Source organism: Streptomyces malaysiensis subsp. malaysiensis (assembly GCF_040653035.1).
GTDB lineage: Bacteria > Actinomycetota > Actinomycetes > Streptomycetales > Streptomycetaceae > Streptomyces > Streptomyces malaysiensis.
Map to the genome: position 1 here is coordinate 199,922 of NZ_JBEZNG010000012.1, position 12,992 is coordinate 212,913.

Genomic DNA, 12,992 nt, shown 5'->3' on the forward strand with positions numbered 1-12,992 from the left:
GCGCCGAACAACCCTCGGGAACCGAAACAAGGAGAGAAACGACATGAGCAACCCGTTCGAGAACGCCGAGGGCCGCTTCTTCGTCCTGATCAACGACGAGCGGCAGTACTCCCTCTGGCCGGCCTTCGCCGAGGTCCCGGCCGGCTGGACGGTCGTCCACGGCGAGGACACCCGCGAGGCGTGCCTGGAGCACATCGACCAGAACTGGACCGACATGCGGCCCAAGAGCCTCGTCGACGCGATGAACGCCGTCTGACCCCGCCGCCCCACCACGCCGGGCCCGGGAACGGCCGCACCCACCCGTGCGGCCGTCCCCGGGCCGGGGCCCGCCTTCTGGCACCGCAGCCGCGCGAGAGCGCGCCACCCGACACGCGAGTCTCACCGCGACCGAGGATGAACGAGACATGCCTGACGCCCGGACCAACCGGCTCCCCCTGACCGCCGCCCAGTCGGGAATGTGGTACGCCCAGCGGCTGGACCCCGACAACCCGATCTACAACGGCGCCCAGTACCTGGAGATCCAGGGACTGCTCGACCCCGATCTCCTGGAGGAGGCGCTGCGCCGGGTCGTCCGGGAGACCGACGCGCTGCGCACCCGCTTCGTCGAGGACACCGAGGGCGTATGGCAGATGGTCGACCCGGACGGCTCGGGCACGGTCCACTACATCGACGTCAGCCACGAGGACGACCCCCGGGCCGCGGCCGAGGCATGGATGCACGCCGACTTCCGGCGTCCGCTGGACCTCCTCGACGACGAACTGGTCCTCTTCGCCGTCCTGGAGACCGCCCCCGATCGCTTCCTGTGGTACCTCCGCGTCCACCACATCGTGCTGGACGGCTTCAGCGGGGCCCTGGTCACCCGGCGGGTCGCCGAGATCTACACCGCCCTGGCCGCCGGAACCCCGGTGCCCGAGGGCGAGTTCGGCCCGCTGGCGGAGCTGGTGGCCGCCGATGAGCGCTACCGCGCCTCGGAGGACTTCGCCAAGGACAGGGCGCACTGGACCACCGTGCTCGCCGACCGTCCCAAGCCGCCCAGCCTTACGGCCGCCGACCCCACCATGCCGACCCGCCTGCGGCGCGGCACCACCTGGCTGTCCCCCCGGTCCACCCGTGCGCTGCGGGAGGCCGGGGACCGGGCCGGCGTCCCCTGGCCACCCGTGGTCACCGCCGTTCTCGCCGCCTACCTCCAGGGCCTCGGCGGAGGCGATGACATCGTCGTCGGACTGCCCGTGACCGGCAGACTCGGCAAGGTCGCGCGGGCCACCCCGGGCATGGTCTCCAACGTCCTGCCGCTGCGGCTGTCCGTACGGCCCGAGTCGACCTTCGACGAACTGCTCACCCAGGTCGCCGGATCGATGCGGCGGGTCCTGCGCCACCAGCGCTACCGCTACGAGGACCTGCGCCGCGACCTCGGCCTGCTCGGCGGTGACCAGCGCCTGGTGGGGCCGCAGATCAACATCATGATGTTCGGCCACGGGCTGACCTTCGGCGAACTGCCCGCGACCCCGCACACCCTCAACCTCGGCCCGGTGGACGACCTGTCCGTCGTCGTCCACGACCTGGGCGAGGGCAAGGGGCTGCGCATCGACTTCGAGGGCAACCCCGAGCTCTACGGCGAGAACGATCTCGCCCTCCACCAGCGCAGGTTCGTCCGGCTGATGGAGTCCCTCGCGGACGCCGGCCCGGACCGCGCCCTGGGCACCGTGGACATCCTCCTGCCCGAGGAGCGGTCCCGTCTGCTGCCGCCGAGGGACGACACCTCGGCCGCGCTCCCGGACACCACCCTCACCGAGCTGTTCGAGGCGCGGGCGAGGGAGTCCGTGGAGAGCGTGGCGGTGGTGTGCGGTGCGGAGTCGTTGTCGTACGGGGAGTTGAACGCTCGGGCGAATCGGTTGGCGCGGTTGTTGGTGGGGCGGGGGGTGGGTGTCGAGGACCGGGTGGGGTTGGTGTTGTCGCGGTCGGTGGATCTGGTGGTGGGTGTTCTCGCGGTGTTGAAGGCGGGGGCGGTGTATGTGCCGGTGGATCCGGGTTATCCGGCGGACCGGGTGGCTTATGTGTGGGAGGACGCGGGTCCTTCGCTGGTGGTCACGGTGGCGGGCGCGGGCGCCGGGGTCCCGGCGGGGGTTCCGCTGGTGGTGCTGGACGACGCCGGGGTCACGGCGGAATTGGTGGAGTTGGACGGGTCTGATGTGGGAATCCGCGTTGTGCCGGAGGCGGCTGCGTATGTGATTTACACATCCGGTTCGACGGGGCGGCCCAAGGGTGTGGTGGTGTCGCACGGGAATGTGGTGCGGCTGTTCGAGTCGACGGATGGGTGGTTCGGCTTCGGTGCGGACGATGTGTGGACGCTGTTCCACTCCTTTGCGTTTGATTTTTCGGTGTGGGAGTTGTGGGGTGCGTTGTTGCGGGGTGGGCGGTTGGTGGTGGTGCCGTTCGAGGTGAGTCGTTCGCCGGGGGAGTTTTTGCGGTTGTTGGTGGATGAGGGTGTGACTGTGTTGAATCAGACGCCGTCGGCGTTCTATCAGCTGATGCAGGCGGATCGTGAGGCGCCGGATTTGGGTGGGCGGCTGGCGTTGCGGTGGGTGGTGTTCGGGGGTGAGGCGCTGGATCTTTGGCGTTTGACGGAGTGGTTCGACCGGCATGGTGATAGTGATCCGGTGCTGGTGAATATGTATGGCATCACCGAGACGACGGTGCATGTCAGTTATGCGGCGCTGGATTCCCGTATCGCGAAATCAGGTGCGGGAAGTGTGATCGGGGTCGGAATTCCGGACCTTCGGGTGTATGTCCTCGACGGCGGTCTGCGGCCGGTGCCGGCCGGGGTGGCGGGGGAGATGTATGTCGGTGGTGCGGGGGTGGCTCGGGGTTATTGGAATCGGGCGGGTTTGACGGCGGGGCGGTTTGTGGCGGATCCGTTCGGTCCCGCGGGTGCGCGGATGTATCGGTCGGGGGATGTGGCGCGGTGGACTGATGAGGGTGTTCTGGAGTTTGTGGGGCGGGCGGATGACCAGGTGAAGGTGCGGGGTTTCCGTATCGAGCTGGGGGAGGTCGAGTCGGTTCTGGGGGAGTGTGCGGGGGTTGGTCAGGCGGTGGTGGTGGTCCGTGAGGACCGTCCCGGGGATAGGCGTCTGGTCGCGTATGTGGTCCCCGAGGTGGGCGTCGAGGTGGAGGCGGGTGGCCTTCGGGGGCATGTGGCGGGGATGTTGCCGGAGCATATGGTGCCGTCGGCGTTTGTGGTGTTGGGGCGGTTGCCGTTGACGGTGAACGGCAAGTTGGACCGTGAGGCGCTGCCCGTGCCGGAGGCGCCGGTGAGTGCTGGTGGTCGGGCGCCGCGTACACCGCGTGAGGAGATCTTGTGCGGTCTGTTCGCCGAGATCCTGGACGCTCCCCGTGTCGGTGTGGACGACAACTTCTTCGACCTCGGCGGACAGTCACTGCTGGCCACCCGGCTGCTCAAGCGCATCCACGCCACGTTCGGCGTGGAGTTGACCATCCGCAGCCTCTTCGAGGCCCCGACGCCCGCCGAGCTCGCGGGCCATCTCGACGACGAGGACCGGGGGCAGCCGCTGGACGTACTGCTGCCGCTGCGGCCGCACGGCACCCGCCCCCCGGTCTTCTGCATCCACCCGGCGGGCGGTCTCAGCTGGTGCTACTCCGGGCTGATCAAGCACCTGGGCCAGGACTACCCCGTCTACGGCCTCCAGGCGCGCGGGCTGGACGACCACGGCGAGCAACTGCCCTCGACCATCGCCGAGATGGCCGACGACTATGTGCGGCAGATCCGCACCGTCCAGCCCTCCGGCCCCTATCGGCTGGTCGGCTACTCGGCGGGCGGGGTGATCGCCCACGCCATGGCGACCCGGCTGGAGGCGCTGGGCGAGGAGACCGACCTGCTGGGCGTGCTGGACACCTATCCGAACCAGAAGATGCCGCCCATCGACGAACAGGACGTGCTGGCCGACCTGTTGCGGTGGGTCGGCTACGACCGCCGCTACCTCGGAAGCGGACCGCTCACCCATGAGCGGGTGACCGAGGTGCTCCAGCGCCTCGGCAGTGCCATGGCCACCCTCGAGGGCCGCCATATCGAGGCCATCACCAGGATCTACGCCAACAACAGCGACCTGTTCAACACTCATCTGCCGGACAGGTTCGGCGGAGACATCCTGCTGGTCGTGGCCACGCTCGACAAGATCGACATCTCCCCGACCCCGGCCACCTGGGGCCCCTATGTCGGCGGGCGGATCGAGACACGGGAAGTCGACCGGCAGCACACGGATCTGATGAAGCCCGGACCGCTGGCGGAAATCGGCCGCATTCTGGCCGCGAAACTCGAGGAAATGGACGGCCCCGGACCGGACGCCCACGGTGCGGCGCAGTAGATCTGGAACTTGACAAGGAGCGAGAACGCGATGACCACCAGTGACGCCGTGCGTGACCGGCAGGCCGCCGAGGCGAACGCGCATTTCTTCGCCTGGCTGGAGAAGATGCGAAGAGAAGATCCGGTCAGCTACAACGAGCAGTCCTTCCAGTGGTCGGTGTTCCGGCATGAGGATGTCACGCACATCATGGCCAACACCGATGTCTTCGTTAACGACATGTCCGATATCACGCCGCCCCAGGAGGACTACGACGTCTTCTTCAAGGGGAACATCGCCGCGATGGACGAGCCCCGGCACCGGAAATTCCGGATGCTGGTCAGCAAGGCGTTCAGCGCCCGCTACATAGCCGGTCTGGAGCCGAAGCTGGTCCGGATCGCCACCGGGCTGCTCGACGCGGTGGGCGACAAGGAGCACTTCGACATCGCGGCGGACTTCGCGTTCCCGTTCCCCGTGGCCGTCATCGCCGATATCCTCGGCGCCCCCCATGAGGACGCCCACCTCTTCGCGGAATGGGCCAATCTGCTGCACGCCAGCAATACGGGTGTCGAGGGCCACCGGGCGACCGCGATGCGGCTGAAGTCCCTCAACAGCTATATGTTCGAGCAGATCCGCAGGCGCCGGGCCGAGCCGCGCGACGATCTGATCACCACGCTCGTCCAGGCCGAGATGGACGGCCGGAGGCTCGAAGACGAGGAGATCGTGGGCTTCGCGGGCGTCCTGCTGATGGGCGGGATCACCACGACCGCGGCGCTCATCAGCAATATCGTCCTGACCTTCGACCGCTTCCCGGAGCTGTACACCGAGGTGCGGGCCGACCGCTCCCTGGTGCCCCAGGCGATCGAGGAGGTCGTCCGCATCCGGCCCTCGTTCAGCAACTTCGTCCGGATGACGGCCGAGGACGTGGAGCTCGGCGGGCAGATCATCCCGGCCGGGGAGCTCGTCCATGTGTGGATCTCCTCCGCGAACCGCGATACGAGCGCCTTCCAGGACCCCGACCGGTTCGACATCCACCGGGAGAACAACCGGCACGTCGGCTTCGGGCAGGGCATCCACTACTGCATCGGCGCCCCGCTCGCCCGCCTGGAGAGCAGGATCGCCTTCAATCTGCTGCTGGACCGGTACCGCTCCATCCAGGTCGTACCGGACGCGGACATCGAGTTCCTCGACACATCGGACATGATCGGCGCCTCACGGCTCCCCGTCGTGATCACCAGGGACTGAGCCGGAGCGCGCCATGGATCCGACCCACAGACCCACATCCCATATCGCGTTCTTCAACATCCCGGCCCACGGCCATGTGAACCCCACGCTCGGCACGGTGGCCGAACTGGTGCGCCGTGGACACCGGGTGAGCTACGCCGCGCCGGCCGAGTTCGGCCCGCAGGTGCGGGCCGCCGGGGCCACCCTGGTGCCGTACGAGACGACGCTGCCCGCCTCCGACCGGGTCGAGGACTGGCCCTCCGACGACCCGGTCGCCATGTCCCGTCTGGCGCTGGACGAGGCGATCGCCATCCTGCCGGGGCAGCTGCGGGCGTTCGACGGGGACCGGCCCGACCTGGTGCTGCACGACTTCGGCGCGCTCACCGGCCGGCTGCTGGCACACCGCTGGCGGGTTCCGGTCATCTGCCTGGCCTCCACCCATGTGTCCGCGGCGGGCCCGGAAGAGCGCCGGGCCCGCCAGGAGATGTTCGAGGAGCACTTCGCGGACGATCCGCGCTGGGCGGAGTACCGCCGAAGATTCCGGGAGTTCCTGGACGACGCCGGTATCGCCCTGTCCATCGACGACTACACCGGTCTGCCCGAACGCTGTCTGGTGCCGATGCCCCGGGAGTTCCAGATCGACGGGGACGCCGTGGACGGGCGCTACGCCTTCGTCGGCCCCTGCCTGGGGAAGCGGGGGCACCAGGGCGAGTGGCGGGCCCCCGTGGACGACCGGCCGGTGCTGCTGGTGGCCCTGGGGTCCGCGGGCAGCGGGCAGCCCGGCTTCTACCGCGAGGTCGTGGCGGCCTTCACCGGCACGCCCTGGCATGTGGTGCTGGCCACCGGCACCCTCGACCCCGCACTGCTCGGCCCGCTGCCGCCCAATGTCGAACAGCACCGCTCGGTACCCCAGTTGGCGGTGCTGGAGCGGGCCTCGGCCTTCATCACCCACGGCGGAATGGGCTCGGTGCTCGAGGCCATGCACCACGGGGTGCCGATGGTCGCCGTCCCGCAGGTCAACGACCAGCACCTCAACGCCGAGCGCCTCGTGGAGCTGGGGCTCGGGCGGCATGTCCCGCTGGACAAGGCGACCGCGGCGCGGCTGCGGGACGCCGTGTCCTTCGTCGCCTCCGACTCCGGGGTCGCGGCGCGGACCGCCGCCATCGCCCAGCGGATGCGGCGGCTGGGCGGCGCGGTCACCGCGGCCGACCTGATCGAGTTCGTGCTCCAGGGCCCACGGGAGCACTGGCAGGATCATGTCGCCCGCCTGGAAGGTGGCCTCGGCCGTGGCGATGCTGGCCACGCCGTGAACGGTACGACGGTCGGCTGAAGGCATGGGAATCATGACGCGAGAAGACGCACCGGTCCGCACCACCCCCCATCTGCTCATCGAGAGCCGTGGCCCCTGGGCGGGCGCCTCCTGTGGCGCGTTCGTCCGGGACGCCCGCACCCTGGCCGGCTCCGGCCACCCGGTGCAGCTGGTCCTGGTGCAGGACGCCGTCACCGCCGCCGTGCGCGGCACGGCGGAGGACTCGGCGGAGGTGCGGGCCCTGGTGGAGGCCGGCGGCGAGGTGTGGGTGGACGACTTCTCCCTCGCCCAGCGCGGCCTCGCCGCGGACCGGCTGATCCCCGAGGCGCGGGTGGTGGGCATGCCGGAGGTCTCCGCCCGGGTGCTCGCCCCCGGCGTCCGGGTGGTGTGGCACTGATGGCCAGGCCCACGGCGGTGCCCCGCTCCGACGTGCTGCTGACGGTCATGGGCGCACCGTACGAGAACGACCTGCTCACCAGCGTGCTGCGGCTTTCGCAGGCCATGCTGGAGGGCGGGGCCACGGTGCAGATCTGGGCGTGCGGCTACGCCACCATGCTCACCCAGCGGGGGCTGGGCGACAGCAAACCCCGCAACCTCGCCGCATGGGAGGTGGATCACCCGTCGACGAGCCTGCTCGTACGGGAGATGCTCCTCGCCTTCCCCGACCGGCTGCGCTGGTACGCCTGCCGGTTCTGTAGCGACGACCGCGGCGCGGTGGACCACATCCCGGAGGTCCCGGTGCGGGCCCCGGCGCGATTCGCCGAGCATGTGGCCGCCGCGGACAAGACGCTCTACCTGGGGGTGATGTGACCGTGGCGGAGGAGGGGCGGCGCGCGCTCGCCATCGTCGAGCGCGCCTACCGGGGCGCGGTGGAGACCCAGTTCTCCGACGGCCTCTACTGCGCGTATCTGTTCCACCGCCATCTGGGCGGGCTGGACGTCCTGTTGCGCGGCCCGGCGGCCGGCTACGCCGTCCGGGCCGCCCGGACGCCCGTACCGCGCCTGGGGAAGCGGGAGCTGACCACCGTCAACGCCCCGGGCGACGGCCTGAACGTGCTCCTGGAGGCCGGGGTCGGCGTCTGGATCGAGGAGCAGGACCTGCGGGCGTACGGCCCGGACGCCGAGTCCGGTCTGCTGCCCGGTGTACGCACGGTACCGGCCGGGGCCATGGCGGCCCGCTGGCCCGGCTACCGCGCGGTCTTCTATCTGTGAGCGGGCTCCCGGGGCGCGGCCGCCGGGACCCGCGAGGATTCCCCAAGGAGTGGATCGGTTGTGACGGCCATGGTTGCCGCGGTGCGCGGTCCCGTGATCTCGGGCTGGTCGGCGGTCTCGCCGTACGGGATCGGGCGCCACGCCTTCGTCGAGGGGCTGCGGTCCGGGCGGAGCACGGCGGTGGAACTCGACCCGGCCGAGTGGTCGGGCCCCGGTGAACGAGCCTGTCTGGTACCGGGCTTCGTCATCCGTGAGGTGCTGGGACGCAAGGGGACCCGGTCCATGGACCGGGTGACCGGACTGGCCGTCACGGCCGTGGACCGGCTGCTGCGGGAGGTCACGGGCGCCGAGCCGGGACCCGCCTCGGGCGGGGACGATGTGGCGCTGGTGCTCGGCACGAACACCGGCAGCGCGCAGTCCATCATGGACCACACCCGGGACACCTTCCTGGAGGAGAAGCCGTTCTACGTCGACCCCTCGCACTTCCCCAACACGGTGATGAACTGCGCCTCCGGGCAGTGCGCCATCCGGTACGGACTGCGCGGGCCCAACGCCACGGTGGCCGCGGGCCGCGCCTCCGGGCTCCAGGCGCTGCACTACGGACGGCGGCTGCTGACCTCGGGCCGGGCGGGCAGTGTGCTGGTCGGCGCGGTGGAGGAGCACTCGGCCGCCCGCGCCTGGCTGGAGCACCACACCCGGGGCGAGGACGAGCGGGCCGACGCGGTGCCGCTCGGCGAGGGCTGTGCGGTGCTGCGGCTGGTCCCCGCCGACGCGCCGGACGCGGCGGCGGGCCTGGCCGAAGTGGTGCTGGTGGAGTCCGGGGTGGCCGGTCCGGACGGGGCGGCGCCCGCGCTGACCCGGTGTGTGCGGCGGGCGCTGCGGCGCTCCGGGGTGAGCCCGGCCGAGGTGTGGGCCGTCTCGCCCTCCGTGCCCGCCGGGAGTGCCGGGGTGGCCGAACGGGGCGTGCTGGAGGCGCTGTTCGGCGACGTCGAACCCCGCTGGGTGCCGCACCCCGAACCGATCGGGGACACCTCGGCGGCCGCGGCGGCCTTCCAGGTGGTGGCGGTCCTCGCCACGGCCGAGGACGCCCCGGACGCCTCCGGCAAGGTCGCGGTCATCACCTCGGTGGACCGTGACGGGGCCGTGGCCTGCGCACTGCTGCGGCTGCGGTGAAGGCGAAGGCGAAGGCAACGGCAACGGCAACGGCAAAAGCAACGGCAACGGCAACGGCACAGCCGAAGGCGAGCGAACGGAAGCGGACCCACCGGATCCCCTGTCTCGTATGGGCGAAAAGTGTGGATGGCAGCTTCCGGTCACGGCCCGGGACCGCGGCCCCGATTGCTGCGACGGTTACGGCGATTGCGACAGAGATGGGATCCCCAGCATGACGAACCGGGATGATTGGGATGCGATAGTCGTCGGCTCCGGCATCGGCGGCCTGGTCTGCGCCGCCTATCTGGCGGTGACCGGACGGCGGGTCCTGGTGCTCGAACAGCACGACGTCGCGGGCGGCAACAGCCATGTGTTCCGCCGCCGCCGCGCCTACGAGTTCGACGTCGGCGTCCACTACCTCGGCGACTGCGGCCCCGGCGGGGTGCTGCCCGCGATCCTCGGCGGCCTCGGCCTGGACAAGCGGATCACCTACCGCGAGATGGACCAGGACGGCTTCGACGAGATCGTGCTGCCGAGCACCTCCATGTTCATGCCCGCCGGCTGGGACCGTTACCGGCGGCGCCTGAAGGAGACGCTGCCGGAGGACGCCGCGGGCCTGGACACCTTCCTCGACATCTGCGAGGCCCTGGGGACCGAGATGCGCTCGGCGCTGCTGTCCGGGGAGGAGCTGACCGTCGCCGACCTCGTCGCGCGCACCCCGGTCACCCTCAAGTGGGGCCGCCACCCGCTGTCCGGACTCTTCGACCACTGCGGGCTCTCGGCGCGGGCCAGGACCGTGCTGGCCGCCCAGTCGCCCAACTACGGCATGGGGCCCGACCAGGCCACCGTCTCGATGCACGCGACCGTCACCGATCACTACGTCCGGGGCGCCTACTACCCGGAGGGCGGCGGCCAGATGCTGGCGGCGGGCCTGGTGGAGTCGCTGGAGGCACACGGCGGGGCCCTGCTCACCCGGGCCCATGTGACGCGCGTCCTCGTCGACGGCGGCAAGGTCACCGGGGTGGGGCTGGCCGACGGGCGGAGCTTCTCCGCCCCGCTGGTGGTCTCCAACGCCGACTACCGCCGTACCGTGCTCGACCTCGTGGGCGCCGAACACTTCCCCGCCAAGCTGGTGACCAAGACCCGCGAGGCGGCCATGGGGCTGCCGTTCGCCACGCTGTACATCGCCCTGGACCGGCCGCTGCCCGAGCGCCGCAACGCCAATCTGTGGTGGTACGCGGACGACGACATCGGCACCTACTACCGGCGGCTCGCCGAGGGCGACATCGACCCGGTCTCTTTCCTCTTCCTGTCCTTCGCCTCCCAGAAGGACCCCCAGGGCCGCGCCGTGTGCCCCCCGGGCCACAGCAACTTCCAGGTGATGACGCTGTGCCCGCCCGAGTACGACCGCTGGGGGGTGACCACGGGCCCCGCCGACGGCACCCGCTACCGCCGCGTCGGCGCCTACCGGAAGAGCAAGGAAGAGTTCACCGAGGCCATGCTGACCGCCGCCGAGCGGGCGATCGGTCCCTTCCGGGACCACATCACCCATCTGGAGGCGGCCACCCCGCTGACCCATGAGCGCTACACCCTGTCCACCGGGGGCACCCCCTTCGGCCTCGCGGACTGGGGCGGCGTCGGCGTGCGACCCGACACCCGCACCCAGGTCGAGGGGTTGCACGTGGTGGGCGCCAACACCCGCTACGGCAGCGGTATCACCGGTGTCGCCGTGGGCGGCATCGCCTGCGCCTCCGCCATCGTCGGCCGCCGGCTGATGCACGAGGTGCACGACGGTGCCGTGCTGGGCGACGCGGACCTGCTGCCCGAGCGCGACGAGCGCTGGGACCCGCTCGCCGTCTCCCGGGGAACCGGCCGCCGCCACGCCCGCGGTCTCGCGGGCATCGACCGATGACGGACCGATCACGCACACACCGGCGACCTTTCCAGGAGAGAACATGGACGTGGCGATCGAGGCCGAGGGCCTGAGCAAACGGTACGGCGACAACGAGGTGCTGAAGGGCGTCGACCTCACGGTGCCCGCCGGGTCCGTGCTCGGCCTCCTCGGACCCAACGGAGCCGGGAAGACCACGACGGTACGGATCCTGGCCACCCTGCTGCCGCCCGACGGCGGCCGCGCGGTGGTGGCCGGACACGACATCGTCACCGCGCCCCTGGAGGTCCGCCGGCGCATCGGCCTGGCCGGGCAGTACGCGGCCGTGGACGAGCGGCTGACCGGCCGGGAGAACCTCGTCCTGATCGGCAGGCTCTACCGGCTCGGCCGCGCCAACGCCAAGCGGCGGGCGGAGGAGCTGCTGGAGCGCTTCGACCTCACCGGCGCCGCCGACCGCGAGACCAAGACGTACTCGGGCGGTATGCGGCGCCGGCTGGACCTGGCCGCCAGCCTGCTGGCCGACCCGGGGGTGCTGTTCCTGGACGAGCCGACCACCGGCCTGGACCTCACCAGCCGGATGACCCTGTGGGCCATGGTCCGCGAACAGGTCGACGCGGGCGTCACCGTCCTGCTCACCACCCAGTACCTGGAGGAGGCGGACCAGCTCGCCGACCGTGTCGCGGTCATCGACAAGGGCATGCTCATCGCCGACGGCACCCCCGACGAGCTCAAGCGCAAGGTCGGCGGGGAGCGCCTGGAGGTCACCCTCGCCGACCCGGCCACGGTCCCGGAGGTCACCGCGCTGCTGGAGCGGGTCGCGGTCGGCGAGCCCGTGGTGGGGGACCAGGGCCGCAGCGTATCGGTGCCGGTGGGCTCCGGCATCGACTCCATCGCCGACGCCGCCACCGCGCTGCGCGGCAAGGGAATCGAGGTGACGGACTTCGCCATGCGCAGACCGTCCATGGACGACGTGTTCCTCGCGCTGACCGGGCGCAGCAGCGCCGGGGAGCCCGACGAGGACGAGGGGAAGACGGCAGCATGAGAGAACTGGCAACCGACACCTGGATCCTGGCCGGGCGTCATATGAAGCACATCGCCCGCGTACCGGAGAAGCTCATCGGGGTGACCATCGCGCCCGTCGTGATGGTGATGGTCTTCGGCTATCTCTTCGGCAGCGCGATGTCCGTGCCCGGCGGGAACTACCGCGAGTACATCATGGCGGGCATCTTCACCCAGGTGATGTTCTCCGCGGTGGGCACCAGCGCCGCCGGGGTCGCGGACGACCTCAAGAACGGTCTGGTGGACCGCTTCCGGTCGCTGCCGATGTCCCGCTACGCGGTGCTGCTCGGCCGGACCGTCTCGGACATGGCGATGACGGCGCTCAGCTGCCTCGTCATGGCGCTGGTCGGCCTGCTGATCGGCTGGAAGGCCCACCACGGCCTGGTGAAGACCGTCGCCGGCTTCGGCCTGCTGCTCCTCCTCGGCTTCACCATGTGCTGGATCGGCGCGCTGATCGGTCTGGTGGTGCGCAGCCCGGAGGCGGTGAACACCATCTCCTCGCTGATGGTCCTGCCGTTCGCGCTGCTGTCCAACTCCTTCGTACCGCTGGACGGGCTGCCGCGCTGGATGCAGATCATCGGTGAGTGGAACCCCATCAGCTCGGTGGTGAGCGCCTGCCGGGACCTGTGGGGCAACCCCTCCACCGTGGTGAGCGACGCGCTGCCGGCCCAGCATCCGCTGGCCGCGGGCACCCTCATCCTGTGCTGTCTGCTGATCGTGGTGGCCCCGATGGCCGCCCGCGCCTACCACCGGGCCGCCGCACGCTGACCCCGAAGGACCCCTAAGGACCC

Annotated in this window: 10 protein-coding genes and 1 pseudogene; all 11 read left to right on the forward strand. The window is 70.7% G+C overall.

What is annotated here, in order from left to right:
• Positions 1 to 43: 43 nt before the first annotated feature.
• A complete protein-coding gene (locus tag AB0E24_RS24400) occupies positions 44 to 256 on the forward strand; it encodes an MbtH family protein (protein ID WP_093705863.1) in 213 nt (70 codons plus the stop codon).
• 148 nt (positions 257 to 404) lie between these two features.
• The gene (locus AB0E24_RS24405; RefSeq protein ID WP_359379863.1) at positions 405 to 4,379 is read left to right on the forward strand and encodes a non-ribosomal peptide synthetase; all 3,975 of its coding nucleotides are present in this window, start codon (positions 405 to 407) and stop codon (positions 4,377 to 4,379) included.
• 30 nt (positions 4,380 to 4,409) lie between these two features.
• Complete coding sequence (locus tag AB0E24_RS24410) at positions 4,410 to 5,600, forward strand: cytochrome P450 (RefSeq protein WP_069867786.1); 1,191 nt, start codon at positions 4,410 to 4,412, stop codon at positions 5,598 to 5,600.
• A gap of 13 nt (positions 5,601 to 5,613) precedes the next feature.
• Positions 5,614 to 6,807: pseudogene (locus AB0E24_RS24415) on the forward strand (macrolide family glycosyltransferase); the annotation flags it as partial.
• A 115-nt stretch (positions 6,808 to 6,922) separates the two neighbouring features.
• On the forward strand, positions 6,923 to 7,285 hold the full coding sequence (locus AB0E24_RS24420) for a DsrE family protein (RefSeq protein WP_069867784.1): 363 nt from the start codon (positions 6,923 to 6,925) through the stop codon (positions 7,283 to 7,285).
• Positions 7,285 to 7,698: a hypothetical protein gene (locus AB0E24_RS24425; RefSeq protein ID WP_069867783.1), complete on the forward strand. Its 414-nt coding sequence runs from the start codon at positions 7,285 to 7,287 to the stop codon at positions 7,696 to 7,698. Before AB0E24_RS24420 ends, AB0E24_RS24425 begins: the two co-directional genes overlap by 1 nt.
• A complete protein-coding gene (locus AB0E24_RS24430; protein WP_359379869.1) occupies positions 7,695 to 8,099 on the forward strand; it encodes a hypothetical protein in 405 nt (134 codons plus the stop codon). The genes AB0E24_RS24425 and AB0E24_RS24430 overlap by 4 nt, the downstream gene beginning before the upstream one ends.
• Before the next feature lie 69 nt (positions 8,100 to 8,168).
• Positions 8,169 to 9,272 carry a beta-ketoacyl synthase N-terminal-like domain-containing protein gene (locus tag AB0E24_RS24435; protein ID WP_359379975.1) on the forward strand — a complete coding sequence of 368 codons (1,104 nt, stop codon included), beginning with the start codon at positions 8,169 to 8,171 and terminating at the stop codon, positions 9,270 to 9,272.
• A 211-nt stretch (positions 9,273 to 9,483) separates the two neighbouring features.
• A complete protein-coding gene (locus AB0E24_RS24440; RefSeq protein WP_093702321.1) occupies positions 9,484 to 11,163 on the forward strand; it encodes a phytoene desaturase family protein in 1,680 nt (559 codons plus the stop codon).
• Between the two features lie 43 nt (positions 11,164 to 11,206).
• A complete protein-coding gene (locus tag AB0E24_RS24445) occupies positions 11,207 to 12,184 on the forward strand; it encodes an efflux ABC transporter ATPase subunit, DrrA-related (protein ID WP_102937100.1) in 978 nt (325 codons plus the stop codon).
• A complete protein-coding gene (locus tag AB0E24_RS24450; RefSeq protein WP_069867780.1) occupies positions 12,181 to 12,969 on the forward strand; it encodes an ABC transporter permease in 789 nt (262 codons plus the stop codon). Before AB0E24_RS24445 ends, AB0E24_RS24450 begins: the two co-directional genes overlap by 4 nt.
• Positions 12,970 to 12,992: the final 23 nt, after the last annotated feature.